Consider the following 25,830-nt stretch of genomic DNA (forward strand, 5'->3'; position numbering starts at 1 on the left):
CCTGTTGGTGGGGGCGGGGGTGGCGCTGGTCGTGGACGTGCGGCGGTACCCGGGCAGCCGGACCAACCCCGACGTACGCCGCGAGGCACTGGAGCGCTGGCTGCCCCAGCGGGGCGTCGACTACCGCTGGGAGCCCCGCCTCGGCGGTCGCCGGCACGTCCGCACCGGGCAGCCCGAGCCGGACACCTGGTGGACCGTCGCGGCGTTCCGGGCGTACGCCGCCCACACCCGGACGGTGGAGTTCGACGCGGCGCTGGACGGCGTGCTCGCCGACGCGGCCCGGCGGAGCACCGCGGTGATGTGCAGCGAGAGCGTGTGGTGGCGCTGCCACCGGCGGATGATCGCCGACGTCGCCGTGCTCGCGCGCGGGGTCGAGGTACGGCACCTCATGCCCGACGGCCGGCTCGGCCCGCACCGCCCGGCCGACGGTGCCCGGCGCCTCCCCGACGGGCACCTGATGTGGGACGGCGCCTCCCCGACGGGCACCTGATGTGGGACGGCGAGCCGAGCCCGCCCGGGCCCGCCGATCGCCCCGGGCACCGGCCGGGGCCCGGGGCGCGAGGTCCCGGGTGCGTCCGTCGCCGGACGCGGAGTGAACCCGCGCGACCCGCGGAACCGGCTCAGCCCCGAATCTCGCCGTGTTCGACGCAGACCGCCGACCAGCCGGTTGGAACCACCTGCACCTTCATTCGCCGGCGGCAGTGCGCGCAGTAGCGCGGCGGCTCCAGGACGCGGGCCGCCGCGCACGCGGCGTGTGCGCCGGTCGCCGCCTCCGCCCCGCACCGGTCGCACCAGCGCGGCGCGCCGGCGCCAACCCGGTCGGCCAACTCGACAGGCTCGGTCACGCCCCTCACCTCACAGCGTTGCCGACAGCGCCTTGACCGGCATCTTCAGCTCGTCGAGCAACTTCAGGTCGTCGGTCGCCGGCCGCCCCAGCGTGGTCAGGTAGTTGCCGACGATGACGGCGTTGATGCCGCCCAGCAGACCGTCGCGGGTGCCCAGGTCGCCGAGGGTGATCTCCCGGCCGCCCGCGTACCGCAGGATGGTGCGGGGCATGGCCAGCCGGAACGCGGCGATGGCGCGCAGCGCGTCCTTGCCCTCCACCACCGGGCGGTCACCGAGCGGCGTGCCCGGACGCGGGTTGAGGAAGTTCAGCGGCACCTCGTGCGGGTCCAGTTCGGCCAGCTGCGCGGCGAACTCGGCGCGCTGCTCCACCGTCTCGCCCAGCCCGAGGATGCCGCCGCAGCAGACCTCCATGCCGGACTCGCGGACCATCCGCAGCGTCTCCCAGCGCTCCTCCCACGAGTGCGTGGTGACCACGTTCGGGAAGTAGGAGCGGCAGGTCTCCAGGTTGTGGTTGTAGCGGTGCACACCCATCTCGACCAGCTCGTCGACCTGCTCCTGGGTGAGCATCCCGAGCGACGCGGCCACCTGGATGTCGACCTCCGCCCTGATGGCGGCGACCCCCTCGCGCATCTGCTTCATCAGCCGGGCGTCCGGGCCCCGCACGGCGGCCACGATGCAGAACTCGGTCGCCCCCGTCTTCGCGGTCTGCTTCGCCGCCTCGACCAGCGAGGGAATGTCCAGCCAGACCGACCGGACGGGGGAGGTGAACAGCCCTGACTGCGAGCAGAAGTGGCAGTCCTCCGGGCAGCCGCCGGTCTTCAACGACACGATGCCCTCGACCTCGACCTCCGGGCCGCACCAGCGCATCCGCACCTCGTGCGCGAGCTGGAGGGCGGCGGGAAGGTGCTCGTCGGGCAGGGTGAGCACGGCGAGGACACCGGCCTCGTCGAGGCCGACGCCGCTGCCCAGCACCTGGGCACGGGCCTGGTCGAGGATCTCTGGCATGGCTCGTAGCCTACAAGGCCGCCACCGGCCGGAGAAGCGGCCGAACCGGTGCGGCGACCCCGCCCGACCGGGGTCCACCGCCGCGCGCAGGTGACCGGGAGACCCGGCACGGTGCGGCGGCCCACACCACGCCGGCCGCGGCGGCGGCGGGTGGTAACTTCGCCCGGCGGGCGCGCCGCCGGATGCCCGACGCGCCCCGACGGAAGCCGTACGTGGAGGAGGCGGAGACGGTGGCGGACTGGCTCGCGGCCCTCGACCGCCGCGCCGACCTGCGCGCCAGGGCCGGGCTGACCCGCGTGCTGCGGCCCCGCGCCGCCGGCGACGCGGTGATCGATCTGGCCGGCAACGACTACCTCGGCCTGGCCGCCCACCCCGAGGTCACCGCCGCCGCCACCGAGGCGCTGTCGGCGTACGGGCTGGGCGCCACCGGGTCGCGGCTGGTCCGCGGCTCCACCGACGCCCACCATGCCCTGGAGGACGCCCTCGCCGGCTGGCTCGGCACCGACCGGGCGCTGGTCTTCTCCTCCGGCTACCTGGCCAACCTCGCGGCCGTCCGGGGCCTGGCGCAGCCGCGTACGCTGCTGGTCTCCGACGCCCACAACCACGCCTCGCTGATCGACGGCTGCCGGATCTCCGGCGCCGAGACCGTGGTCACCGCGCACGCCGACGTCGACGCGGTGGCCGCCGCTCTCGCTGCCGCGCCCGGCCGTCCCGCCGTGGTGGTGACCGAGTCGGTCTTCTCCGTCGACGGCGACCTCGCCCCGCTCGCCGCGCTGCACGCCGTCGCCCGCCGGCACGGCGCGCTGCTGCTGGTCGACGACGCGCACGGGCTCGGGGTCACCGGGCCGGGCGGCGCGGGCGCGGTCGCCGCGGCCGGTCTCGCCGGCGCACCCGACGTGGTGGTCACCGCCACTCTCTCCAAGGCGCTCGGCGGCGCGGGCGGGGTGGTGGCCGGGCCGGCCGAGTTCGTCCGGCACCTGGTGGAGACCGGCCGGACGTTCATCTTCGACACCGCGCTGCCCCCGGCGGTCGCGGCCGGCGTGCACGCCGCGCTGGTGCTGGCCCGGGCCGGCGACGACCTGCGCGCGGAGCTGGCCGACCGGGCCGCGCTCGCGGTCCGCCGGCTGGCCGCCGCCGGACTGACCGTTCCCGCCCCCGACGCGGCCGTGGTGTCGCTGACCGCCCCCAGTCCGCAGGCGGCCACCAGGTGGGCGGCCGACTGCCGCGACCGGGGCGTCGCCGTCGGCTGCTTCCGTCCGCCGTCCACCCCGGACAGCCGCTCGCGGCTGCGGCTCACCCTCTCCGCCGCCGTGTCCCGGGCCGACTTCACGCGGGCCCTGGACGTCATCGTGGCGTGCGCGCCGAAGGCGTCGGAGGTGCGGCCGTGACCGCACCGTGGCAGGGCGTGGTGCTGGTCACCGGCACCGACACCGGGGTCGGCAAGACCATCGTGACGGCCGCGATCACGGCCGCCGCGCAGGCCGCCGGCATGCGGGTCGCGGTGGTCAAGCCCGGCCAGACGGGTACGGCCACCGGGGAGCCCGGTGACGTGGACGTGGTGACCCGGCTGGCCGCCCCGCTGACCGGGCGGACCCTGGCCAGTTACCCGGACCCGCTGGCTCCGCTCGCCGCGGCCCGGGTCGCGGAGCTTTCGCCGCTGGAGCTGTACACCGCCGTCGACGAGGTCCGTGAGGAGGCCGACAAGCACGACCTGGTGCTGGTCGAGGGGGCCGGCGGGCTGCTCGTGCCGATGGGGCTGCGTCCGTCCGGTGAGCCGTGGACCGTCGCCGACCTGGCCGTCTCGCTGGGCGCCCCGGCCGTGGTGGTGACCCGTGCCGGGCTCGGCACCCTCAACCACACCGCGCTCACCCTGGAGGCGCTGCAGCGGCGGGCCATCCCCGCCGGACTGGTGATCGGCGCCTGGCCGGCCGAACCGGAACTGGTGCACTGGGCGAACCTGACCGAGCTGGTGCCGAACCTGCTCGGCGCCCTGCCCACCGGCGCGGGGGCGATGGACCCGGGGGTGTTCCGGCGCTCCGCCCCGGGCTGGCTGACCCCGACGCTGTACGGCGTGCTCGACGACTGGCGGGCCTGGGCCGAGGACGCCGGCTGACCAGCTGAGCCGACCGGCGCGCCGGCGTCAGCCGCGGCGGACGACGAACGCGTCCGGCATCCGGAAGGTGAGATTGTCCGGGCACCAGGGCGGACGGACCACCGTCACCCCGTCGAGCAGCGGCGCCGCCTCGGCCACCACCACCGCCGCCTCCATCCGGGCCAGCTGTGCGCCGACGCAGCGGTGCGCGCCCGCGCCGAAGGCCAGGTGCCGCCGTGACCCGCGCTGTCCGGGGGCGAACCGGGTCGGCGCGGCCACCACCTCGGGGTCCCGTCCGGCGCGGGCCAGCCAGAGCACGACACTGGTGCCCGCCGCGACCGCCGTCCCGCCCAGCGTGGCGTCCACCGCGGCCACCCGCCGCCAGGTCACGATCGGCGGTTCCAGCCGCAGCCCCTCCTCCACCACGTCCGCCACCGCCGCGGTGCCGTCGCGCAGCCCGGCGCGGACCGCCGGCTCGGCGGTGAGCCGGTGCAGCAGCAGGGTGAGGAACTGCGAGGTGGTCTCCTGGCCGGCCACCAGCAGGAAGAACAGGGCACCGACCACCACGTCGGGGGAGTGCCCGGCGGCGCGCAGCGCGGCGGCCAGGCCGCCCCCGGTGGCGGCGAAGTCCCGCAGCACGGTGTGGAAGCGGCCCACCTCGGCGGCGAGGGCGAGCTGCCGGTCGGCGTCCAGCGGGGCCCAGAACAGCTCCAGCGCGGCCCGGGCGAAGTTCTTCACCGCGTCGACCGGCGCGTCGGGCAGCTCGACGAGCCGGGCCAGCACCAGCAGCGGCAGGTCGGCGGCGAGCCCGGCGTACAGGTCGACCGGCTCTCCGGCGTCGAGGGCGGTGGCGAGGCGGTCCACCCGCCGCCGGACCAGCGCGGTCAGCCACGGCTGCTGCGCGGCGACCCGGGCCGGGTGCAGCGCCTCGGCCACCAGCGCCCGGATGCCCGGGTGGCTGGCCGAGGAGTTGTTCGCCAGGGTCGGTGGCAGCCGGAACCGGTGCCCGGCGAGCACCCGCAGCGCGGCCACCGGCACCGGAGTCACCGCGTCCAGGGCGTTGTCCGGCCGCCAGGTCACCGGGTCGGCGAGCACCTGCCGGACCAGCGCGTGCCGGGTGACCACCAGGTGGTCGACCCCGATGTGGTCGGCGACGACGGCCACGTCCGGCCACCGCCCGTCGACGGACTCCCCCCAGCCCCGGAACAGCACGCCGTCACGCTATCGGGTGGCCCCCGGCGGGGCCGGATCCAGCTCCCAGACGGTGGTGCGCTTCACCCGTACGCTCTCCAGCCCCTCCGGCACCGGCACGTCGTACGCGGCCAGCTCGCGGAACCGTTCCCGGGGCAGGAACGCCCGGCCCGGGTCGCCGACCAGCACCCGGGCCCCACCGGTCCGGGCGGCCCGGAGCAGGAAACGCAGCATCCGCCTGGCCATCGCCTCGCTGTAGAAGACGTCCCCGGCGAGCACCACCTCGGCGTCCCCGGCGTCGGAGTCGAGGATGTCGCCCAGCTCCGCGTCGACGCGTACCCCGTTGGCCTCGGCGTTGAGCGCGACGGCGGCCACCGCCCGCTCGTCGATCTCCACGGCGCGCACGGACCGGGCGCCGGCCCGCGCGGCGGCGATGGCCACCAGGCCGGAGCCGGCGGCCAGGTCGAGCACCCGGCGGCCGGCGACCAGCTCCGGGTGGTCGGTGACGTGGCGGGCCAGCCCCTGCCCCCCGGCCCAGGCGAAGGCCCAGAACGGGGGCGGCTGGGCGCTGCGGAACTCCCCCTCGGTCAGTTCCCAGAGCCCGATGGGCTCGTCGGCCTGGTGCAGCCGGACCTCGGGGACGAAGGCCACCGGGGCGAGGCGGGCGTGCAGCCGGACGAAGGCCGCGGAGAGTTCGGACACCGGGTGATTGTCCTCCCACCGCCTTTCCGGCGTGTCGCGGGTCGGTCGTGATCGGTTCACCACTGTCGGTGATAGTCGCCCCCGTACTTCACGCTCCGTGCGAACACGCCCGTCTACCGGCTTCCCCCGACCCCTCATAGCGTGGCGGTTGGACGGGACCGACGTGAGGAGGGTGACGGTGGCGAGGGTGTGGCGCAACGCGATGCGGGTCGGGGTGGTGCTGGCCTGTCTGTCCGGGACAGTGCTGGCCGCTCCCCAGCCGTCATCCGCGGCGGCCGGGTTCGCCACCGTGATGAGCGGCCTGCCGGACGAGTTCGTCGCCGACGGCGAGGTACGCACGCTCTCCGCCGTGGTGTCCCGCAACGACGGCGGCGGCTGCCTGAAGGTCCGCTGGTCGATGGTGCTCACCGTGGACGGACTGCGGCTCAACCAGGTGAAGATGGACCGGGTGGAGGAGAACGGCGCCTTCCCGCTGGACATTCGCACCGAGGGGTCGGTGGCCCGGCTGACCGACCGGCAACTCGACCCGGGCACCCTCTGCGCCAACCAGACGGTCACCGCCCGCTACCGGGTCGCCTTCGACGAGTCGGTCAGCGAGGGTCGGATCACCCTGGCCGCCGAGGCGTACGACCCGGGCCTGCGCCTGCTCGCCCGGCAGAGCGCCACCCGTACCGTGATCGGCCCCGGCTTCGGCGCGACGCCCACCGTCGCGCCCACCCCGACCGAGTCGGCGGTCGAGCCGACCGAGTCGGCGGTGGTCGACGAGCCGGCCGAGTCGGTCAGCGAACCGGCGGCGGCCCAGGTGCCACCGGCCGCGGGTCGGCCGACGTCCGGGACCCCGGCCGGCGGCTTCGGTGTGGTGCAGGCGGCGTTCCTCCTCGGTGGACTGCTGCTCTTCCTCGGCGTCGGGCTGCTGCTGCGACTGCGGCAGTTGACCCGCACGGCCACCGCCGAGGAGTCCGGCGGCGCGCCGTTCGAACGGCCGCGCCGCTGGACGCCGGCGCGGCGCTGATCGGGGGCCGCCGGGGCCGGGTGGTTCACCCGGCCCCGGCGGGCTGTCACCCGGAGAACACCTGGAACTCGGCGACCCGCACCTGGTCGCGGGCCGGGCTGGCGGTCGCGCAGTCGGTGCGCGCCGCCGGGTCGTCATCCTGCTCGCCGGCGTACGCCGGGCCTCCGGTGCACTGGCTGGTCAGGATCTCCAGCCGTACGTGCGTGGCGACGGTGGTCGGCACCCGGAACGAACGCAGGTTGACGTCTCGGGTGTACGCCCGGTAGCTGCCTCCCGGGAAGGCGTCGGCGGCGCTGGTGTAGATCCGCGTCCAGCGGCCGGGGTCGGCGCAGTCGGTGGTCCTGGCGTTGCAGGCCCAGACCGCGAAGGAGCGCACCGCGCTCAGCGCGTTCTGTCCGCCCGCGTCGGCGTCGCCGTTGATCGCCGGGCGGAGCATGCCGCTGACGTTGATCCGGCCGACCGGGTGCGGGGCACCCCCGGGCAGCGCCACCGTCACCTGCCGACCGGCGACCCCGTTCAGCGAGGCCCAGTTGGTGGCCTCGGTGTCGTCACCGATCCGGTCCAGGTTCACCCCGTCACCGGTGATCACCGCCCCGGAAGCCGTGGCCGCCAGGTTGCGGCTCAACCGCAGGTCGACGTAGCCCTGGCGGCCCACCTCGGCGACCGCGCTGAGCCGCTGGTGCCCGAAGCCGGGCGCCACCGCGAGCAACTGGTACGTGCCGGGCACCGCCTCGAAGGTGTCCGGCAGTCCGGTGGCCGGGTCGGTGTCCGCGATCGGGGTGGCCCGGGCCTCGTAGTCGCCGACGTAGAGCCGGATCGGCGCGTCGGCGCTCTCGCCCCTGGCCCGCAGGGTCAGGGTGGCGTTGCCGCCCGTCGGGCTGGCGAAGCTCGGCGTCGGGTCGGTGTCGCCCGCGCCGTTGGTGGCGGCGTCCCGGCCTATCCCGGAGCGGGCGAACTCCGTCCAGATCAGCTCCTGGTTGGCCCCACCGAAGCGCAGCCGGTCCGCGGTGAGCAGGTTGTCCCGCATGTCGAGCATGCTGACCTGGCTGGCGGCCTGGAGCAGGAACGAGTCGAAGACCAACTGCACCCAGCGCCGGTTGCCGGGGCATCGGTCGGCGGCCACCGTGCCCCGCGCGCAGTCGAGCTGACGCTGCGGGGTGCCCAGGCCGTACCGCTTCACCAGCGCGGAGCGGATCCGGAAGTTGGTGGCGCTCCAGATCTCCCCGTCGGCGTGCACGCCCGGACCGGCGGTGTTGTAGCCGACGTCGGAGTAGTTGAGCGGGCTGCGGCTGAAGTCGTGGTTGCGGATGCCGCTGACCAGGTTGCCGGTGACGTATCCGCCGGTGATCCACGGCGTCTCGCCGGGGGCGCGCAGGCCGTGCTCGTACAGGTACTCGGCGGCGAGCAGGTCGCTCCACGATTCGCCCATCGCCCCGCCCTGGTGCCCGCCGATGCCGCTGTCCGGCCCGGCGATCATCCGGTTGGTGATGGCGTGGGTGTACTCGTGCCCGATCACCGTCATGTCGTAGTCCCCGTCCACGCACGGCGGGTACGGGCCGCCGGCCTGCGGCTGCCACAGGTACATGTTGGTGGTCGGCGGCAGGCCGTCGCGCGGCGTGCCCTGGTTGGCGTTGTTCCGGTTGCCCGAGAGCGCCCCCTGCTGGGCGCGGCCCTGTTCGGCGTCGCCGCCGAGGCCGGCTCCGCTGAGGTTGACCGCCTGGAGGTTCCAGGTGGCCTCGGTGAAGCCGAGGTGCCAGGCCCAGTCGTGCATCCGGTTGTGCATGGCGAAGAGGTTGGCGACGGCCGCGTCGGCGTCGTTGCGCGGGGCGGAGGCGAAGACCGCCGGGTTGCAGCGGGCCTCGCGCCACTGGTCGGTGAACGGGTACTCGTAGCGTCGCTGCGGGCTGGCCGTGGCCGGCACCATCGGGTTGCCCGCGCCCCAGGAGACCACCGTGTTGGCCGAGTTGCCGCGGGAGGTGCCGGTCGGTGCCCCGGTGGCCAGGTCGACGTCCCACGGTTTTCCGCTGGCCGGGTCGGTGAAGGCGGCGGCGCAGTCCGGTGCCGGCGTGGCGCACCAGCGCACCCGCCGGTCGGGCCCGCCCGCCGTGTCGCCGGGCGGGGCGGCCGGGTAGACCGCCCAGCTCGGGTTCTCCGAGTCGTAGTCGACCAGGTCCTCGCGGACGAGCACCTGGCCGGTGATTCCGTCGACGTAGGTGGTGTACGCCGCGGGCAGGTTCGTGCTCGCGCCGATCAGGGTCACCTCGTACGCGGCGCGGTTGCCGTCGCGGGGGGTGGGCACGGCGACCGGACGGACGCTGTGCCGGGCCACCGCGCCGGCGTGCAGGCCGGCGTCGGCGAGCGCGGCGGCGTACGCCTGCTCGCCGGTGAGGGTGGCCGGCGCCGGCGCGGAGGCGTCCCGGGCCAGCGAGGAACTGACCGAGATCACCGAACCGTCGACGACCGCGACGGTGACCAGGCCGTCGTGGCCGGCGGGCAGGTGGCCGAAGCGCTGGCGGAGGGTGACCACCGCTCCTGTGCCGACGGGGTGGACCAGCACCCGGTCCATCGCGGCGACGGCGTCGGCGTCCAGGCCGAACAGGTCCCGGTGCTCGGTGAGGTAGCGCCGGGCGGCGGCCTCCGGGTCGGCGGGCAGGCCGGTGGCGAGGGGGTTCCGGGCCGGTCCGAGCGCGTGCGGGGTGCCCAGGCGGTTCCACCGCACGTCGGGGTCGAGCCGCCGGGCGAGTCCGCGCTGCCGGGCGTCCGGCGCGGCGGTGCCGACGCGGTTGTCGACGTCGGCGGCCGGGTGGCTGTCGTCGGCGAACGAGCCGGAGGGGCCGGGTGCCGGGGCCGGCGCGTCGCCCGGTGCCGCCGTGGCGGTGCCGCCACTGGAGAGCAGGGCGGCGACCAGACCAACGGTCGCCAGTACGGGGACGAGCCGGCGTCGGGGCCGGCTCGTCGGGGGTGTCCACTCCGGTATGGGCACGTGACCTCCTCGTGGGAGCGGGGCCGGCGCGGCGCCGGCCCGGGGCATGCGCGGTTACGCATGCGCATCTTTGGATACCAGGCCGATCGGGTGGGGGCAAGGTCAACAACGACGTTCGGTGCTGTCGCCCTCACCGGCCGGTCGGGAGTGGCTCCGACGGCCCGCCTGGGCGAACGCCGCGGCGGCCCACGCCCCGATCGTGCTGCCGGGTCAGTCGAGTTGCGCCGGGTCGAGGCCCAGCTCGCGGGCGGCGACCAGCCGGATCCACTCGCTGACCTGGCGGCGGGAGATCACCCGGTCGTGCACGGCCAACTGCACCGCCAGGCCGTCCATCACCGCGTTGATTCGCCAGGCCGCGCCGGCCGGATCGGCGCACTCGAAGGTGCCGTCGGCCACCCCGGCGGCGATGATCGCGGCGAGGTCCTGCCGCCAGCGCAGGTCGAGCCGGCGGCAGACCTTCTCCAACTCCGGGGTGCGCAGCGACTCCGCCCAGCCGTCGATCCACATGGACCACGAGGTCGAGCGGCCGGCGGGGGTGTAGAGGCGCAGGATCCGGCGCAGCTTGGCCAGCGGCGTGGCAGAGGAGCGGACCACCGCGTCCAGCCGAGCCAGATCCTGCTCCACCGCGTACGCGAAGGCCTGCGCGAGCAGGCGTTCCTTGGTGGCGAAGTGGTAGAAGACCAGGGCCTGGCTGACCCCGGCGGCCTGCGCCACGTCGGCCGTCCGGGTGTTGGCGAGTCCGCGCTCGACGATCACGTCACAGGCCGTGCGCAGCAGGGAATCCAGGCGGACATCGGCAGCACGTCTCGTCACGCCGGTCACGGTAACCCATCAGGGTGACCACAACGGGTCACCGCCGCCGGTCAGTCGCGTAGCTGTCAGTCGGAAGCCGGACAGCGGTCGTCGGCTGGGCCGACCGGTCCCGGCTCGGTCGGTCGCGTCGCCTGGCGTGGTTGGTGACGCCCGGCCTGGGCCTGGCGTCACTGGTTGCCCTCCCCCCTGCCACCCAGGCTCCTAGGAAGCTTAGGACGGGCGGGCGCGCCGGAATGCCGCCCCGATTTGGCAACTGTTCGTCGCCTCGGCTAAAGTTTCCATCCGTCACCGGGGAACGCCGGAGGCACGCGGACGTAGCGCAGCTGGTAGCGCATCACCTTGCCAAGGTGAGGGTCGCGGGTTCGAATCCCGTCGTCCGCTCGGAGATGCCGCCACGCATGACGGGGGCAACCTCGGTGGGGTGGCCGAGAGGCGAGGCAACGGCCTGCAAAGCCGTGTACGCGGGTTCAAATCCCGTCCCCACCTCGGTACGAGAGCACGGGCGATTGGCGCAGTGGGAGCGCGCTTCCTTGACACGGAAGAGGTCACTGGTTCAAACCCAGTATCGCCCACCAGTGACGAAGGGTCGGTCCGCAGAGGGCCGGCCCTTCGTCGTCTCGGCGGTCGGAACCCGGGGCGCAGTTTTGTCGGCCGCGGCCCGGGTCGGTCACAGCGGCGGCGCGACGTCCCGACGCTCCTCGACCCGCCGGTACTCCACCGGCTGGTCGGTGGTGACCACCGTGCGACGGCGGCCCCAGACCAGCGTGGTCATGATCAGGCCGAGTGCGCCGGCCGCCATCAGGATCCAGCCCACGACGTCGAGGTTCACGCCACCGACGCTGGCGTTCAGGGCGAAGGTCAGGATCGCGCCGACCGCTAGCAGGAAGATGCTCGTTCCGATACCCACGACAGCCTCCTTCAGGGGGTGTGGTGTGCTGTCGGGGAGAGTCAGTACCCCCTCGTCCACCAGCGCAATCACCAACGGGCCGGGGGCGGTGCAAAGGCGATCTTGGCATCGGGTAGAGTTCACGGCGTCCCCGGGGAACGCCGGGGGCAGGCGGACGTAGCGCAGCTGGTAGCGCATCACCTTGCCAAGGTGAGGGTCGCGGGTTCGAATCCCGTCGTCCGCTCTCAACCACGGGCGATTGGCGCAGTGGGAGCGCGCTTCCTTGACACGGAAGAGGTCACTGGTTCAAACCCAGTATCGCCCACCACGCATTCGCGCAGCTCGACGGCTCGTTACCGGAATTCCGGTGACGGGCCGTTCGTGTGTGTCCCGTCACGTCAATTAAGGCGCGCGATCGTCTGCTCCGGTCGGGCGGCGGGCTTCGTACTGGATGATGCCGAATCGTCCGCGGAAGAGTGCGAGGCGGCGACGGACGCGGTCACCTCGATGCCCTGCCGGAGGGTCGCCGCCACCAGGCAGCCCCGGTCGGCCACCTCGACCAGGTGTTCGAGGTCGGCCGACGGGCACGAGTCGCAGGTCACCTCGATGCGGATCGCGCCGAACCGGCGAGGATTCGGCGCGAACACGCCAGTGACCCGGCAGCTTGCACCCTCGATCGGGATCGACCGGGCCTGCGCGGCGGCATAGAGGGTGCTCATGAAACAGCCACCGACCGAGGCGAGGAGCGTCTCGCCGCCCATCGGGCCCGCGTCCGATCCGCCGTGCGGTGACGGACGGTCCATCACGATGGTGTGATCACGGATGCTCGCGACGGATCCCGTCTGTCCGCGCTGAGCCAGCGCTACAGTCATTTCGTCCATGTTCGCCATCTCCCTTCGGATGATCTTCGCCGTTGATTCCCGGGGCGACTCACTGCGCGGATCCGCTTATCTTGCCGCTCCCCGGGACGTTCCGGCAAGCGCGCCATTCGGTCGGTAAGCGGCCCTCGTCAAGCGCCGTTGACCACTGACCTCCGCATTGCGGAAGTAGAGCGCTCGTGTGACTGCCATCAATACTGGTGACGCCCTAGGATGACCCCCTGCGTCGTTCCGTGGAAACGCATTACGGAAAACGCGCGTCGAGCAGTGCACCGCACCCGCGTGAACAAGCCGGAGGCAGGTATGCGTCGTCCCCGAGTCCTCATCGTCGGCGCCGGACTGGCCGGCACGGCAACGGCGATCCGGCTCCTCCGGTTCGCGCGCAAACCCCTCGAAATAGTCTTACTCGAGCGCCGCCACGACTACCGGTACGCCGGCGTGGCCTACCACCGCGACGGCAACCCCTGGGACCACGTGTTCAACATCCAGGCCGGCCGCATGTCGGCGTTCCGCGAGGACGTCAACGACTTCGTACGCTGGGCCAATCACGAGGCCGATCGCCGTGGCTGGCCCGCCCCGTGGGCGGATTTCACGTTCGTCGAACACGGGCCGGCTCCACGCCGGATCTACCACGACTACCTGACCGATCGCATCACGGAAGCGCGTCTGGAGGCATGCCCCGACGTCGAGCTCGTCGAGGCCGAGGGCGAGGCGGTGGACCTCGACGTGCGCGCGCACCACGTCGTGGCGACGATTCGGCAACTGTCCGGCGACGGTACGGCGCACACGCGGACGCTGACGGCCGACCACGTCATCCTGGCTACCGGCATGGAGCTCAAGCAGCCGGCCTTCGCCACCGACGTGCTCGGGCACGAGGCATTCATCCGGCACCCGTACTCGACCGACGGCGTACGGAGGCTTCTGGCGGCACCAGCGGACGCGGACGTCGTGATCGTCGGAACGGTGCTCAGCGCGTACGACTCGGCGGCTCTGCTGCTGCGCCAGGGCCACACCGGCGCCATTCACCTGGTCTCCGCGTCGGGGGCCAGGCCCCGTGCGTACCCCGAGACTCACCAGCACGAGGTGGTCCAGCTTCCCGCCCCCGCCGTGCTGTTCGAACCGTACCGGAACCGGGCGGAGTTCCTGACGCGCGTCCGGACCAGTTGGGAGGCTGCCTGCGCCACGGTCATCCGGGACCACCCCGGCATGGACCGGCGGATCGTCACGGAGCGAGTGGCCAAGGCGTGGGAGCCGTACCTCCCGCTGGCCATCGAGCAGATCCCGACGGACGAACTGCGACGGCTGCTCGACGAGTTCAGCACCCAGATCGCCTCGCTGCGGGTCGGCGCGGTGCAGTACACGACGTCGATCGTCGAGCGCGCCATGTCCTGCGAACACGGCTCGGTCGAGGTCGTCGTCGGCAAGATCGAGCGGGTCAGGCCGGCGGAGTCGGGGCGGCTCGACGTCTTCGTGGCGACGCAGGCGGCCACCCGCGTCATCCCGGCCGACCTTGTCGTGTGCAACTTCGGCCGGGAGACCGACTACACCCACGTCGACTCGCCACTGTGGACGAGTCTCGTCGCCAACGAGCTCGTCACCCCCCACCAGCGCACCGGACGCGGCATCGAGGTCGACGACCGGGGCACGGCGCTTCGGCCCGACGGCGAGCCGGTCGAGATGCTCTCGGCCATCGGGGTGATGCGCGAGGGTGACGAAATCGTGCGCAACGGCCGCACCGGCGCCTTCGCGTTCAATCTCGCCGCGATCAAGAACCATTCCATCGTGGTCGCCGCGCACGTGATCGAACGGCTCGAACTGCACTGCGGCGGCTCGGCACGCCACGCCGCCGCGGAACACCGCCGCGCGTCCAGCGCCGACGAGACCATCCGCGCTGCGTTCGAACAGGCCGTGTCCCTGGAAGTACGGCGGCTCGCCGCGCGGTCCCGGGCCGAGCGCGAACGCCTCGACGCGCGACTGAGGACCCACCTGCGCTCGTCCGATCACCGCCTCGACGCCGTCCCCGTCGCCGGACGCTGCCAGCTGATGCGCGCCGCGGTCAACCAGGCGGCGGTCGAGCGGCTCACGGACGTCTCGGTGACACCGCGCCAGTTGCGCCGGCAGCTGGGCATCACGAACGATGAGGATGCGGAGGGCTCGTGACCGAACGACAGATCAGGGGCGTGCTGCTCATTCGCGGAACCGAACCGGTGGTGGGCGGGCCGTGCAACCGCACCGGACGGCCGGTGAAGGGCTCCGTTCTCGTCGCCCCCGCACTCCATCCGAGGCTGTACGGCGCGCTCATGAGCGCCCGCGCGGTCGTGTGTAGTTCCGGTGGGCGGACCGGGCACATGCAGTCCATCTGCCGTGCCAAGGGCATCCCCGTCCTGCGGGTCGACCCGACCGACCTTGACAAGATCGTCGGCGAGGTGACGCTCGACCTGGAACGTGGGTCGGTCCTGGTCGGTGTCGCCGGCGATGCCGGGACCGCGCCCACGGGTGCCACCGCGCCACCGGCGGACCGTCTCGGCTCGGCCTGCGCGGTGATCGCCGACCTCGGGGACATCCGCGGCCTCAACTCGAGCGGTCCGCATGCGGGCCGGGTGGAGTCCTTCTTCCTCCGCGAGGAGTTCCTGTGTTTCGCCGCGGCGCTGAGCCCCATCGACGCCCTGCGCGGTGGGACCGCTGTCAACGCTTACGGGCGTGCTGTCGCCGAGCAGCTGCAGGAGTGCGTCGAAGCGCTCCTGCCGGGCCAGCGGCTGATCCTACGTATGCTCGACCTGCGCTCGGACGATGCCGCCCACATCACGGCGAAGGCCACGGTGCCGCGTGAGCCCAACCCCGACATGGGCCTGCACGGCACCCGATGGCTGCTCCGGTCGGCCACCTATCCCCAGGCGTTGCACGTCATGCTGGAGACCCTGCGCGAACGACTCGGCGCCGAGGCCGACCGGGTCCACCTGTCGGCGCCGTTTCTCACCGACGCCGAAGAGTTCGCGAAGCTGCGTCCGCACCTCGGCCTGCCGACCGAGACGCCCCTGTCCGCGTTCATCGAGACGCCGGCGGCGGTCCACGCCACGTCCGCCATCTGTGCCGCCGGTGCCGACGAACTGTTCGTCGGCACCAAGGATCTGGTGCAGTTCTACCTCGCCGCCGACCGCAGCAACCATCTGGTCGCCGAGTCCTACCGCACCCGTCACCCAGCCGTCCTCGACGGCCTGCGCCAGGTGATCGACGACGCGCGCGAGGCCGGGATCCCGGCCCGCGTGTTCGCGCTCGGTGCCGACCTCGACTACTACCTCGAACGGTTGCCGACCCCCACCGGGTACATGATGTGCGTCTCGGAACTCCGGCATGTCCTTGCGTCTCGGTGATCGCCCGCTGACCGGTAGGTCGAACAGGTCGTGGCGGGGCTGCGGCGTGGCGCCGCCCGGCGTCGCCGGGCGGGGTCCGGCCGTTGCGCCGGGATCCCCGCCCGCTGCTGGTCAGCCGCAGATCGCCCCGTTCAGGGTGAACCGGGTGGGTGCGGTGTTGGTGCCGCTGTAGGTCGCCTGGAAACCGAAGCTCGTGCTCTGGTTCGGCACGATCGTCGCGTTCCAGTTGACGTTGCGGGCGCTGACCTGGTTGCCGCTCTGCGTGACCGTGGCGTTCCAGGCGCCGGTCACCTGCTGGTTGCCGGGCCAGGTCCACTGCAGCGTCCAGCCGTTGATCGCGGTGGTGTCGGTGTTGGTCACGGTCACCGTGGTGGTGAAGCCGGAGTTCCAGGTGTTGGCCTGGTAGGTGACCCGACAGGCGGTCGGGCTGGCCGGCGGGGTCGGAGTGCTGGTCGGCGTCGGGGTCGGTGTGCTCGGCTCGGAGGGCGTGGGCGTCGAGCCGGCCAGGCCGAAGAACTGGATGGCGACCTGTGCCATGCCGCTGCTGGGCAGGGAGTGCCCGGCGCCCTGGATGCTGTACGCCTCCACCTGCACGGTGCCGCTGTTGTCGGCGTACCGGCTGCGGTTCCAGTTGGTCCGCGGGGTGTCGGTGGACGTCGGTGTCTGGCTGAGCCCGAACACGTTGGTCCACTGCTCGATCGACTCCTGCAGCAGTTGGTACGGCACGAGGGTGTCGTTGGTGCCGTGCCAGAGCTGGACGCGTGGCCGGGGTCCGGTGTAGCCGGGGTACGCCTGCCGGACCGCGTCACCCCACTGCTGTGGGGTCCGGTTCATGCTTCCGTTCGTGCACCGGCCGCCGGGTGGGTAGTCCGCGGCGTTGGCGAAGCAGTTGAACGGCACGCCCATGAACGACGCGCCGGCCTTGAAGACGTCCGGGTAGACGGTGAGCATGTGCTGGGTCATCATGCCGCCCGACGAGCTGCCGGTGGCGTAGACCCGGTTCGGGTCGCCGCCGTACTGCCGCTGGGCGTAGTTCACCATCGAGACGAGGGAGACCGGGTCGCTGCCGCCGCCACGGCGCTTCGCCGCGTCGGACCAGGTGTCGAAGCACTTGCCGAATCCGGCCTCCTGCTGCGCGCTCGGGTAGATGACGATGAACCCGTGCCGGTCGGCCAGGGAGGCGAACTCGCTGCTGGAGTAGAAGCCCGGGCCTGAGCCGCCGCAGCCGTGCATGGCCACGACGATGCCCGGGTTGGCCGGGCGGGAGTCCGGCACGTAGATGTGCATCCGCATTCCGCCCGGGTTGTTGCCGAAGTTGGTCACCTCGGTCAGTGCCGCTGCGGACGCCGGCTGCGACAGGACGATTCCGCCGGCGGCGAGGAGCAGGGTACCGGCGATGCCCGCCAGTACCGTCCGGGTGCGTCTCATGATGCCTCCACTGAAGGTAGTCGCTGACGAACGTTAGACAAGATAGTGACAGTCGTCAATTTAGTGTCGTGCTTTGCCGCGTGTGGCGGCGATCTGCCTGGCGTGGGTCGCGGGTTGCGGCAGGTGAGTGTCCGCGCGCTCGACGCGCGGTACGTCGCGACCAGGGAACAGTCAGGGCGTCCGGCCGGTTCTGCCGTCGGCAGATCCGCTGGCAGTGAACACGGCTGTGCCCGGCGGCCGGTACCGGCCAGGCTGAGCTCCATGAGGCTTCTGGTACTCGGCGGCACGGGTTTCGTCGGCGGCGCGGTGGTCGCCGAGGCGGTGCGCCGGAGGTGGTCGGTGACGGTCTTCAACCGTGGGCTGCACGGGGTGCTGCCGGAAGGCGTACCCCGGTTGCGGGGTGACCGGACGGCGCCGGACGGGCTGGCGGCGCTCGCCAGCGGCGAATGGGACCTGGTGGTCGACACCTGGGACGGTGCGCCCCGGAAGGTGGGAGCCGCGGCGCGGGCGCTGCGCGACCGGGTCGGGCACTACACCTACATCTCCAGTGGATCCGTGTACGCCCAACCTGTGCCGCCCGGGGCCGGTGAGGAGACGCCGGTGGTGGTGTCGGCGCCGGACGCCGAGGACGGTGACTACCCGGCGAACAAGGCCGGCGGCGAGCAGGCGGCGGTGGAGGTGTTCGGCCTGCGGGCGCTGCTGGTCCGGGCCGGGCTGATCCTCGGGCCGGGGGAGGACATCGGCCGGCTGCCGTGGTGGTTGCACCGGATCGCCCGGGGCGGCGACGTGCTGGCCCCCGGCCCGGCCGACCTGCCGGTGCAGTACGTCGACGTGCGGGACCTGGCGGCGTGGACGCTGGACCACGCCGCCGCCGGCACCGGTGGACCGTTCAACGTGATCAGCCGCCCCGGGCACACCACCATCGGGGAACTGCTCGACACGGCGGTCACGGTGACCCGATCGGACGCCCGGCTGCGCTGGACCGCGCCCGAGCCGATCCTGGCCGCCCGCGTGGTGCCCTGGAACGACCTGCCGATCTGGGTGCCGCCCGGCCACGAGTTCCGCTGGATGCAGGAGCGGGGCGTCGCCAAGGCGTACGCGGCGGGGCTGACCTGCCGGCCGGTGGCCGAGACGGTCGCCGACACCTGGCACTGGTTGCAGGAGGTCGGGGCGGTGCCGCAGCGCGCCGGGCGGCCGGCCCGGGCGCCGGTCGGGCTCGACCCCGCGCGGGAGGCCGCGCTGCTGGCCGCCCACCACGGGGCCTGACCGGGCGGCCGGCCCCGCGGCGGACGGGGGCGCGGGGCCGGCCGCCGGATCAGACGGCCGCGGTGCACCGACGGCGCGTGGCCGGCGGTCGCCGCGACGTCGGCCGGCGCGATGCTCTACGGCCGGTCCTGTCCCGGCCTCTGGTGGCTCATCGTCCGACCCGTCCGTCGCCGTCTGTCGTGCTCTCCCGGGCCACCGCCACCGGGCAGTGGGCGTGCTGGATCAGCTGCTGGCTGACCGAGCCGAGCAGCATTCCGCGCAACCCGCCCCGGCCCCGGCTGCCCACCACCACGAGCTGGGCGTCCCGGCTCGCCTCGACCAGCGTCGCGGCCGGGTTGCCGGGCGCCACCACGATCTCGACCGTCACGTCGGGGCAGGTTTCCCGCCATCCGGCGAGCGACTCCTCCACCACGGCCCGCTCCTCGGCGGCGGTGGCCTGCTCGTCGCGGTCCGCCGGCCGCCACCGGCCGCTCGGCGGCTCGAACACCCGCACGACCCGCAGCGGCACCGTCCGCTTCGCGGCGTGCTCCACCGCGAACCCCAGTGCCACCCGGGACGACTCGGAACCGTCGAAGCCCACCACGACCGGCCCCGCCGCGCCGGTGCGCCCCTCGCGGACCACCACCACCGGGCAGTGCGCGTGGGCGGTCACCGCCACGGCGGTGGAGCCGGCGAGCAGGCCACCGAAGCCGCCGTGCCCCCGGCTGCCCAGCACCAGCAGCCCCGCCTCGGCGGAACGCTCCTGCAGGACCACGGCGGGCGGGCCGTCGAGGACCACACCGTGCACGGTGACGCCGGGCCGTTCGGCGGCGGCGTCCGCCGCGGCTCTGCCAACCAGTTCCTCGACCTGCCGGCGGGCCGTCTCGTCCGGCCAGACCCCGGGGGCCACCCCCGGACCGACCCAACCGCCGACGGTCAGCCACTCGAAGACGTACGCCAGGCGCACCGGACGCCCGCTGTGCCGCGCCTCGTCCAGTGCCCACCGCAACGCCAGCTTGGCGTCGGCGGAACCGTCGAAGCCGACCAGGATCTCGTCGCCGCTCATGCCGTTGTTTCGGACGCGTCGGTCGGGTCGGTCTCGCGGATCCAGCGCCACTCGGCGACCCGCGGGTCGTCCTCGCCGTACCGGCGGGTGTGGTCCCGGCAGCTCTGCCGGGCGTCGACCATCTCCTGACGCAGGTGGGCGGCGCGGGAGGCGAGCCCCGGCACCCGGTCGATCACGTCGATGACCAGGTGGAACCGGTCCAGGTCGTTGAGCATCACCATGTCGAACGGGGTGGTGGTGGTGCCCTCCTCCTTGTAGCCGCGTACGTGCAGGTTGCCGTGGTTGGTGCGGCGGTAGGTGAGCCGGTGGATCAGCCACGGGTAGCCGTGGTACGCGAAGATGATCGGCTTGTCGCGGGTGAAGATGGTGTCGAACTCCTTGTCCGGCAGACCGTGCGGATGTTCCGACGGCGGTTGCAGGCGCATCAGGTCGACCACGTTGACCACCCGGACCCTCAGTTCGGGCAGACGCCGCCGGAGCAGATCGGCCGCGGCGAGGGTCTCCAGGGTCGGTACGTCGCCGGCGCAGGCGAGCACCACGTCCGGTTCACTGCCCTCGTCGGTGCTGGCCCAGCCCCAGATGCCCAGACCACGCCGGCAGTGGTGGACCGCCTCGTCCATGCTCAGCCAACTCGGCGACGGCTGCTTGCCGGCCACCACCACGTTGATGTAGTTCCGGCTGCGCAGGCAGTGGTCCATCGTGGAGAGCAGCGTGTTGCCGTCCGGCGGCAGGTACACCCGCACCACTTCGGCCTTCTTGTTGACCATGTGGTCGATGAAGCCCGGGTCCTGGTGCGAGAAACCGTTGTGGTCCTGCTGCCACACGTGGCTGGAGAGCAGGTAGTTCAGCGACGCCACCGGCTGCCGCCACGGGATGCCCCGGGTCACCTTCAGCCACTTGGCGTGCTGGTTGACCATCGAGTCGACGATGTGGATGAACGCCTCGTAGCTGGTGAAGATGCCGTGCCGTCCGGTGAGCAGGTAGCCCTCCAGCCACCCCTGGCACAGATGCTCGGAGAGCACCTCCATCACCCGGCCGTCCGGGGAGAGGTGGTCGTCGCCCTCGACGGTGCCGGCGACGAACGTCCGGTCGGTGACCTCGAAGGAGGCGCTGAGTCGGTTGGAGGCGATCTCGTCGGGGCCGAACAGGCGGAAGGTCTGCGGGTTGCGGCTGATCACGTCGCGGACCCACGTGCCGAGCACGCCGGTGGCGCCCACCGCCGGCTGGCCCGGTTCGGTGACGTCGACCGCGTAGTCACGGAAGTCCGGCAGGTCCAGGTCCCGCAGCAGGCGTCCGCCGTTGGCCACCGGGTTGGCGCTCATCCGCCGGTCGCCCCGCGGGGGCAGGGCAGTCAGTTCCTCGACCGGGCCGCCGGTGGCGTCGAACAGTTCCTCCGGGTGGTAGCTGCGCAGCCAGCGTTCCAGGTCGGCCAGGTGCTCGGGGTTCTTCCGTACGTCGGCGACCGGCACCTGGTGAGCACGGTAGGTTCCCTCGACCCGTTTGCCGTCGACCTCGCGGGGACCGGTCCAGCCCTTCGGCGTACGCAGGATGATCATCGGCCAGCGGGGGCGTTCGACCGTTCCGCCGGAGCGCGCCCGACGCTGGATCTCGGCGATCTCGTCGCAGGCCCGGTCCAGGGTGGCGGCCAGCAGGTGGTGCACCGTGGCGGGGTCGTCGCCCTCGACCAGGTACGGCTGGTGGCCGAAACCGCGCATCATGTCGAGCAGGTCACCGGCGGGGATCCGGTCCAGCACCGTCGGGTTGGCGATCTTGTACCCGTTGAGGTGCAGGATGGGCAGCACGGCACCGTCCCGGGCCGGATTGAGGAACGCGTTGGACAGCCAACTGCCGGCCAGCGGGCCGGTCTCCGCCTCGCCGTCGCCGATCACGCAGGCCACCAGCAGGTCGGGGTTGTCGAACGCCGCGCCGTAGGCGTGGCTGAGGGCGTACCCCAGTTCGCCGCCCTCGTGGATCGAGCCCGGCACCTCCGGCGCCACGTGGCTGGGGATGCCGCCGGGGAAGGAGAACTGGCGGAACAGCCGCCGCATGCCGGTCTCGTCCCGGCCGATGTCGTGGTACAGCTCGCTGTAGGTGCCTTCCAGCCAGGTGTTCGCGACCAGCGCCGGGCCGCCGTGCCCCGGACCGGTGATGAAGATGGTCGAGAGGTCCCGGTTGACGATGACCCGGTTGAGGTGGGTGTAGAGGAGGTTCAGGCCGGGGCTGGTGCCCCAGTGGCCGAGCAGCCGCGGCTTGACGTGCTCCGGCTGCAACGGCTCTCGCAGCAGCGGGTTGTCCAGCAGGTAGATCTGCCCGACGGTCAGGTAGTTGGCCGCCCGCCAGTAGGCGTCCAGTCGGCGCAGCTCGTCGTCGGTCAGCGGACCGTGCAGGTCGAGAGCGGTGTCCATGCTGCAATAGCCTCTCGCACGTCGGGGAACTCTGCACCCAGAAGCGTGATTCGTCCCGGGCATGGTCCAGCTTTCCTGCCCCGGGCGGCCCGGATCAGGGTCGTTGGTCCCGGGCGTCAGGGGTGCCCTGCCCACCCGCCGGCCCGCCGGCGATGCCACGCACGACGATGACCGGCGACGGCGCGTGGTACAGCAGGGCCTGGCTGACCGCGCCCAACATGCCGCGCCACGGCTCGTCGCCCCGGGCGCCGACGACGGTGAGCTGCGCGGTGCGGGACTGCTCCACCAGGACGATGCCCGGGTCGCCGCGTACGGTGTGGCATTCGATGGCCACCCCGGGATAGGCCCGGCCGACCCGGGTGATCGTCTCGGCGAGGGTGTCCCGGTTCCCGTCGGGGTGCCCCGGTTCGACCACCCGGATCGCCACCAGCCGAGCCTGCCGGCGGTCCGCGCAGTTCAGCGCGAAGTCGAGCGTGGCCGGTGCGCTCTCCGACCCGTCCACCCCGACCAGCACCGGGCCGGCCGGTGGCGGCTCCTGACGGCCCACCAGCACCGGGCAACCGGCCCGGGCGGCGAGCTGCACCGCCGGCCGGTCGGCCGGCACGCATCCCGCGTGGTGCGCCATGCCGCCGTCGCCCACGGCCAGCAGGAACGCCGATCCGGAGCGGCGGGCCAGCGCCGCGACCGGCGGGCCCTCGACGATCTCGGCGTGGACGGAGACCGACGGTTCCACCTCGTGGGCGACCGCCGAGGCCCGGGCGATCAACTCCTCGGCCTCGGCCCGCGGGCCGACGATCGACGGGGCCTCGAAGGCCGCCTCCCAGTTGAAGGCGTGCAGCAGGGTCAGATCCCGGCGGTGCGCGGCGGCCTCCTGCGCGGCCAGGCGGACCACCTGCATGCCGTGCGGAGCAAGGCTTACGCCGGCGACCACCGGCCCGTCGACGGATGCGGTCATCCGGCTCACCTCCCGGGGCGCGGTGCACGCGGCCGACGTCGTCCCCTCCGACGCTAGCCGGACCGCCCGCGTGGCGGGCGGGGATCGCGACACGAGACGAGGTCAGGTGGCGGAGCGGACGCGCAGCACGGCCGCGGTGGCGTTGTCGACGCCGCCCTCGCCGAGGGTGGCGTCGAGCAGAGCCTGGACGGCGTCGGCCGGAGCCCGCCCGGACAGCAGGTCCCGCAGCCGGTGGTAGTCGAGCTGGTCGCTGACCCCGTCGGTGCAGAGCAGCCAGGTGTCGCCGGGGCGCAGCGGCAGGGCGAGCAGGTCCGCTTCCGGCCGGTCGGGATGGCCGACGTAACGCAGGAGCTGGTAGCGGGCCCGTGCGGCCTCCGGGGAGTTCGCCGGCCACCAGCCGTGCAGCACCCCGAGCCAGGCCATGGTGTGGTCGACGGTGACCAGCTCCAGCACCCCGCCGCGCAGCCGGTACGCCCGGGAGTCGCCGAGCTGGACGATCCAGCAGTGTTCGCCGTCCGGGTCGGCCAGCAGTGCGGTGAGGGTGCAGCCGGTCAGCTCGTCCAGGGCGGCGCCGGTCCGGCGTACCCGGATCTGGGCCTCGGCGACGGCGGCGCGCAGCTCGCGCGGCCCGACCGTCGGCCATCCGGCCCGGACCAGCTCCGTCAGGGTCTCGGTCGCGACGGTGGCGGCCAGGAGGCTGCCCTCGCCGTCGCCCATGCCGTCGGCGACCACCGCCAGCGGCAGCTCCGGGTCGACGTGCCACGCGTCGAAGTTGGCCCGGTACCGGTGCCCGGCCACGCTGCCGTCGGCGACCTCCAACGTGACCTGGCCGACGGTCAGGCGGCGGGCGGCCGGGACGGTCAGCGTGGCGGAGCGGCGACGGAACACCTGCGGACGGTAACACCGTTGCAGCCCCGGATCGGGCGTCCGGTCGCTCGTGTCGGCGGACGCCCGGTCCGATCAGCCGATCGTGCAGTGGGGCGCCGTCGAGTTCGAACCCGGCGGGACGGTCGCGGCGTCAACGTAGGTTGACATACCCGTGCTGTCAACGTAGGTTGACGACATGAGTCAGGCTACGGAACTCGCGGCGGCCGCCGGCAGCACCGACCCCAGGGTCGGGCTCCGCGCGGTGCTCGCCCTGCGCCGGCTGCTCGAACGGTTGGAGATCGTCCAGGTGGACAACGCCCGCCGGCAGGGCTGGTCCTGGCAGGAGATCGCCGACGCGCTCGAGGTCAGCAGGCAGGCGGTCCACAAGAAGCACGCCGGGCGACCGGCGGTACCCGGCAACAGGGAGGCGTGATGTTCGAACGGTTCACCGACCGGTCCCGCGCGGCGGTCCACCGGGCGGTCGAGGAGGCCCGGGCCGCCGGTCGGCACCCGGTCGGCACCGAGCACCTGCTGCTCGCACTGCTCGCCGACGGCGACGCGCTCGCCGGCCGGGTGCTCGCCGACGCGGGTGCGGACAGCGCCGATCTGCGCGCCCGCGTCGCCCGGCACACCGCCCGCGGCGCCAGCGGGCTCGGCGAGGCCGACGCCGCCAACGCTGCGGGAGATCGGCATCGACCTGACCGCGATCGTCGCCCGGATCGAGGAGTCCTTCGGCCCGGACGCGCTGCGCGAGGCCGCGCCGGCCCCGCGCCGCCGCTGGGGTCTCCGCCGGCACGACGACGGGCGTTTCTCCCCACGGGCGAAGAAGGTGCTGGAGTTGTCCCTGCGGGAGGCGCTGCGGCTGCGCCACCGGCACATCGGCACCGAGCACATCCTGCTCGGGCTGCTCCGCGAGGGCGGCGGGCTCGCTGCGCTGGTGCTCACCGAGGCCGGGCTGGACCTGGACGACCTGCGCGGCCGGGTCGAGACAGCGGTACGCGCGGCGGCCTGAGCGGTCACACCGCGACGGCCGGACCGCGGGCGGTGACGACCGTCGCTCACCGCCGGGTCGCTGACCGGCCCCGGTTGCTGCACACTGGCGCCGTGGACGGTGCAGAGCAGGAACGCCCGGTGACCGCCGACGATCCCGCGCCGCGCTCGGCGGTCGTGGTCAACCCGGTCAAGGTGGTTGATCTCGATACGTTCCGCCGCACCGTGGACGACGCGCTGGCCGCCGCCGGCTGGCCCCGGCCGGTCTGGTACGAGACCACCGTGGAGGACCCGGGCCGGGGCCAGACGGCGGCGGCCGTCCGTGACGGCGCCCAGGTCGTCTTCGCCTGCGGCGGTGACGGCACCGTGATGGCCTGCGTCAGCGGGTTGGTCGGCACCGACACCGCGCTGGCCGTCCTGCCGCAGGGCACCGGCAACCTGCTCGCCGCCAACCTCGGTCTGTCCGGAGACCTCGCCGCCGGGCTGGCGACCGCCGTGGAGCGCGGCCTGCGCCGGCTGGACGTCGGGGCGGTCGGCGACCGGCACTTCGTCGTGATGGCCGGGATGGGCTTCGACGCCCAGATGCTCCAGGACACCTCCGAGGCGACCAAGGCGCGGATCGGCTGGCTGGCGTACGTCGTGGGCGCCGCCAGACACCTGCGCGACCGGCCGATGCGGGTCACCGTCAGCATGGACGACCGGCCGCCGCTGCGCCGCCGGGCCCGCTCGGTGCTGGTCGCCAACGTGGGCCGGCTCCAGGGCGGGGTACGCCTGCTCACCGACGCCGAGCCGGACGACGGCTGGCTCGACGTGGCCGTGCTCACCCCGCGTACGCTGCGGCACTGGCTGGCCCTGGGTTGGGCGGTGGTGCGTCGGCGCGGCAGGGTGCCCCGGATGGAGGTGTTCCGGGCCCGCCGGGTCGAGATCTCCAGCGATCGGCCCCAGCCCCGCCAGCTCGACGGCGACCTGATCGAGCCGGGGCGCTCGCTGCGGGTGGAGATCCGGCCCGCGTCGCTCTGGCTCTGCGTACCGCGTCCTGAGCGGGACCCGGACCTGGCCCGCGACGCCGGGGCGGCGGGGGAGCGGGGCGAGCGG

At 73.4% G+C, this 25,830-nt stretch carries 22 protein-coding genes, 5 tRNA genes and 2 pseudogenes; 16 read left to right on the forward strand and 13 right to left on the reverse strand.

Going from position 1 to position 25,830, the window contains the following annotated elements; all coding sequences use genetic code 11:
- The first annotated feature begins 1 nt into the window (after position 1).
- Positions 2-490 carry a DUF488 domain-containing protein gene (locus tag E1166_RS17010; RefSeq protein ID WP_132340036.1) on the forward strand — a complete coding sequence of 163 codons (489 nt, stop codon included), beginning with the start codon at positions 2-4 and terminating at the stop codon, positions 488-490.
- Between the two features lie 130 nt (positions 491-620).
- On the opposite strand, the gene E1166_RS17015 is transcribed toward E1166_RS17010, so the two are convergent.
- Both E1166_RS17015 and bioB read right to left on the reverse strand, forming a co-directional pair.
- On the reverse strand, positions 621-845 hold the full coding sequence (locus E1166_RS17015) for a hypothetical protein (protein ID WP_243706323.1): 225 nt from the start codon (positions 843-845) through the stop codon (positions 621-623).
- 10 nt (positions 846-855) lie between these two features.
- Positions 856-1,851: a biotin synthase BioB gene (gene bioB / locus E1166_RS17020; RefSeq protein ID WP_132340038.1), complete on the reverse strand. Its 996-nt coding sequence runs from the start codon at positions 1,849-1,851 to the stop codon at positions 856-858.
- A 230-nt stretch (positions 1,852-2,081) separates the two neighbouring features.
- Here bioB and E1166_RS17025 point away from each other — a divergent pair, with 230 nt between their 5' ends.
- Both E1166_RS17025 and bioD read left to right on the forward strand, forming a co-directional pair.
- Positions 2,082-3,239: an 8-amino-7-oxononanoate synthase gene (locus E1166_RS17025; RefSeq protein ID WP_132340062.1), complete on the forward strand. Its 1,158-nt coding sequence runs from the start codon at positions 2,082-2,084 to the stop codon at positions 3,237-3,239.
- A gap of 20 nt (positions 3,240-3,259) precedes the next feature.
- Positions 3,260-3,964, forward strand: a complete 705-nt coding sequence (gene bioD, locus E1166_RS17030; protein ID WP_132340064.1) for a dethiobiotin synthase — start codon at positions 3,260-3,262, stop codon at positions 3,962-3,964.
- Positions 3,965-3,991: 27 nt separating this feature from the next.
- On the opposite strand, the gene E1166_RS17035 is transcribed toward bioD, so the two are convergent.
- Together E1166_RS17035 and E1166_RS17040 are read right to left on the reverse strand one after the other, a co-directional pair.
- Positions 3,992-5,155 (reverse strand): cytochrome P450, encoded by a 1,164-nt coding sequence (locus tag E1166_RS17035; protein ID WP_132340040.1) that lies wholly within the window; start codon positions 5,153-5,155, stop codon positions 3,992-3,994.
- Between the two features lie 9 nt (positions 5,156-5,164).
- A complete protein-coding gene (locus E1166_RS17040; RefSeq protein WP_132340042.1) occupies positions 5,165-5,836 on the reverse strand; it encodes a 50S ribosomal protein L11 methyltransferase in 672 nt (223 codons plus the stop codon).
- Positions 5,837-6,014: 178 nt separating this feature from the next.
- Between E1166_RS17040 and E1166_RS17045 the strand changes: the two genes are divergently transcribed.
- On the forward strand, positions 6,015-6,848 hold the full coding sequence (locus E1166_RS17045; protein ID WP_243710393.1) for a hypothetical protein: 834 nt from the start codon (positions 6,015-6,017) through the stop codon (positions 6,846-6,848).
- A 46-nt stretch (positions 6,849-6,894) separates the two neighbouring features.
- On the opposite strand, the gene E1166_RS17050 is transcribed toward E1166_RS17045, so the two are convergent.
- Both E1166_RS17050 and E1166_RS17055 read right to left on the reverse strand, forming a co-directional pair.
- Positions 6,895-9,831: a M36 family metallopeptidase gene (locus E1166_RS17050; protein ID WP_207914286.1), complete on the reverse strand. Its 2,937-nt coding sequence runs from the start codon at positions 9,829-9,831 to the stop codon at positions 6,895-6,897.
- Between the two features lie 210 nt (positions 9,832-10,041).
- Positions 10,042-10,644 carry a TetR/AcrR family transcriptional regulator gene (locus E1166_RS17055; RefSeq protein WP_132267588.1) on the reverse strand — a complete coding sequence of 201 codons (603 nt, stop codon included), beginning with the start codon at positions 10,642-10,644 and terminating at the stop codon, positions 10,042-10,044.
- A 308-nt stretch (positions 10,645-10,952) separates the two neighbouring features.
- On the opposite strand from E1166_RS17055, the gene E1166_RS17060 reads away from it, so the two are divergent.
- From E1166_RS17060 to E1166_RS17070, 3 genes are all read left to right on the forward strand, one after another.
- Positions 10,953-11,025: transfer RNA gene (locus E1166_RS17060), tRNA-Gly, on the forward strand.
- Positions 11,026-11,059: 34 nt separating this feature from the next.
- Positions 11,060-11,130: transfer RNA gene (locus E1166_RS17065), tRNA-Cys, on the forward strand.
- Between the two features lie 14 nt (positions 11,131-11,144).
- A tRNA-Val gene (locus E1166_RS17070) sits at positions 11,145-11,219 on the forward strand.
- Between the two features lie 92 nt (positions 11,220-11,311).
- Here the strand turns inward: E1166_RS17070 and E1166_RS17075 are convergent.
- Complete coding sequence (locus E1166_RS17075; protein ID WP_132267591.1) at positions 11,312-11,551, reverse strand: DUF6458 family protein; 240 nt, start codon at positions 11,549-11,551, stop codon at positions 11,312-11,314.
- A gap of 150 nt (positions 11,552-11,701) precedes the next feature.
- Between E1166_RS17075 and E1166_RS17080 the strand changes: the two genes are divergently transcribed.
- Together E1166_RS17080 and E1166_RS17085 are read left to right on the forward strand one after the other, a co-directional pair.
- A tRNA-Gly gene (locus E1166_RS17080) sits at positions 11,702-11,774 on the forward strand.
- A 9-nt stretch (positions 11,775-11,783) separates the two neighbouring features.
- Positions 11,784-11,858 (forward strand) — tRNA-Val (locus E1166_RS17085).
- Positions 11,859-11,928: 70 nt separating this feature from the next.
- Here the strand turns inward: E1166_RS17085 and E1166_RS17090 are convergent.
- Positions 11,929-12,420: an OsmC family protein gene (locus E1166_RS17090; RefSeq protein ID WP_132340046.1), complete on the reverse strand. Its 492-nt coding sequence runs from the start codon at positions 12,418-12,420 to the stop codon at positions 11,929-11,931.
- 291 nt (positions 12,421-12,711) lie between these two features.
- Between E1166_RS17090 and E1166_RS17095 the strand changes: the two genes are divergently transcribed.
- The gene (locus tag E1166_RS17095) at positions 12,712-14,568 is read left to right on the forward strand and encodes an FAD/NAD(P)-binding protein (protein WP_132340048.1); all 1,857 of its coding nucleotides are present in this window, start codon (positions 12,712-12,714) and stop codon (positions 14,566-14,568) included.
- A complete protein-coding gene (locus tag E1166_RS17100; RefSeq protein WP_207914288.1) occupies positions 14,565-15,779 on the forward strand; it encodes a putative PEP-binding protein in 1,215 nt (404 codons plus the stop codon). The genes E1166_RS17095 and E1166_RS17100 overlap by 4 nt, the downstream gene beginning before the upstream one ends.
- Positions 15,780-15,890: 111 nt before the next feature.
- Here the strand turns inward: E1166_RS17100 and E1166_RS17105 are convergent, their stop codons facing one another.
- A complete protein-coding gene (locus E1166_RS17105; RefSeq protein WP_132340050.1) occupies positions 15,891-17,207 on the reverse strand; it encodes a PHB depolymerase family esterase in 1,317 nt (438 codons plus the stop codon).
- 261 nt (positions 17,208-17,468) lie between these two features.
- Here E1166_RS17105 and E1166_RS17110 point away from each other — a divergent pair, with 261 nt between their 5' ends.
- Positions 17,469-18,473, forward strand: coding sequence for an NAD-dependent epimerase/dehydratase family protein (locus E1166_RS17110; protein ID WP_132340052.1), 1,005 nt, complete (start codon positions 17,469-17,471; stop codon positions 18,471-18,473).
- Between the two features lie 148 nt (positions 18,474-18,621).
- Here E1166_RS17110 and E1166_RS17115 read toward each other — a convergent pair whose 3' ends face one another.
- From E1166_RS17115 to E1166_RS17130, 4 genes are all read right to left on the reverse strand, one after another.
- Positions 18,622-19,518: a universal stress protein gene (locus tag E1166_RS17115; RefSeq protein WP_132340054.1), complete on the reverse strand. Its 897-nt coding sequence runs from the start codon at positions 19,516-19,518 to the stop codon at positions 18,622-18,624.
- Positions 19,515-21,923 carry a phosphoketolase family protein gene (locus E1166_RS17120; RefSeq protein WP_132340056.1) on the reverse strand — a complete coding sequence of 803 codons (2,409 nt, stop codon included), beginning with the start codon at positions 21,921-21,923 and terminating at the stop codon, positions 19,515-19,517. The genes E1166_RS17115 and E1166_RS17120 overlap by 4 nt, the downstream gene beginning before the upstream one ends.
- Positions 21,924-22,017: 94 nt before the next feature.
- Positions 22,018-22,878, reverse strand: a complete 861-nt coding sequence (locus tag E1166_RS17125) for a universal stress protein (protein ID WP_132340058.1) — start codon at positions 22,876-22,878, stop codon at positions 22,018-22,020.
- Positions 22,879-22,980: 102 nt separating this feature from the next.
- Positions 22,981-23,766, reverse strand: coding sequence for a protein phosphatase 2C domain-containing protein (locus tag E1166_RS17130; protein WP_132265499.1), 786 nt, complete (start codon positions 23,764-23,766; stop codon positions 22,981-22,983).
- A 175-nt stretch (positions 23,767-23,941) separates the two neighbouring features.
- Between E1166_RS17130 and E1166_RS17135 the strand changes: the two genes are divergently transcribed.
- From E1166_RS17135 to E1166_RS17145, 4 genes and pseudogenes are all read left to right on the forward strand, one after another.
- Positions 23,942-24,178 (forward strand): HTH domain-containing protein, encoded by a 237-nt coding sequence (locus tag E1166_RS17135; RefSeq protein WP_132265497.1) that lies wholly within the window; start codon positions 23,942-23,944, stop codon positions 24,176-24,178.
- Positions 24,178-24,312: pseudogene (locus E1166_RS31550) on the forward strand (Clp protease N-terminal domain-containing protein); the annotation flags it as partial. The gene E1166_RS17135 and the pseudogene E1166_RS31550, both read left to right, overlap by 1 nt.
- 241 nt (positions 24,313-24,553) lie before the next feature.
- A pseudogene (locus E1166_RS32090) lies at positions 24,554-24,730 on the forward strand (Clp protease N-terminal domain-containing protein); the annotation flags it as partial.
- A 119-nt stretch (positions 24,731-24,849) separates the two neighbouring features.
- Positions 24,850-25,830: diacylglycerol kinase family protein (locus E1166_RS17145; protein WP_132340060.1), on the forward strand; the 981-nt coding region annotated here is incomplete at its 3' end.

It is taken from the genome of Micromonospora sp. KC213 (genome assembly GCF_004348325.1).
Lineage (GTDB): Bacteria > Actinomycetota > Actinomycetes > Mycobacteriales > Micromonosporaceae > Micromonospora.

Bases quoted from the DNA above. Each gene is read 5' to 3' on its own strand.
- E1166_RS17125 (WP_132340058.1), bottom strand. From the start codon at position 22,878: ATGACCGCATCCGTCGACGGGCCGGTGGTCGCCGGCGTAAGCCTTGCT.
- E1166_RS17095 (WP_132340048.1), top strand. From the start codon at position 12,712: ATGCGTCGTCCCCGAGTCCTCATCGTCGGCGCCGGACTGGCCGGCACG.
- E1166_RS17090 (WP_132340046.1), bottom strand. From the start codon at position 12,420: ATGGCGAACATGGACGAAATGACTGTAGCGCTGGCTCAGCGCGGACAG.
- E1166_RS17120 (WP_132340056.1), bottom strand. From the start codon at position 21,923: ATGGACACCGCTCTCGACCTGCACGGTCCGCTGACCGACGACGAGCTG.
- E1166_RS17110 (WP_132340052.1), top strand. From the start codon at position 17,469: ATGAGGCTTCTGGTACTCGGCGGCACGGGTTTCGTCGGCGGCGCGGTG.
- E1166_RS17115 (WP_132340054.1), bottom strand. From the start codon at position 19,518: ATGAGCGGCGACGAGATCCTGGTCGGCTTCGACGGTTCCGCCGACGCC.
- bioB (WP_132340038.1), bottom strand. From the start codon at position 1,851: ATGCCAGAGATCCTCGACCAGGCCCGTGCCCAGGTGCTGGGCAGCGGC.
- E1166_RS17135 (WP_132265497.1), top strand. From the start codon at position 23,942: ATGAGTCAGGCTACGGAACTCGCGGCGGCCGCCGGCAGCACCGACCCC.
- E1166_RS17105 (WP_132340050.1), bottom strand. From the start codon at position 17,207: ATGAGACGCACCCGGACGGTACTGGCGGGCATCGCCGGTACCCTGCTC.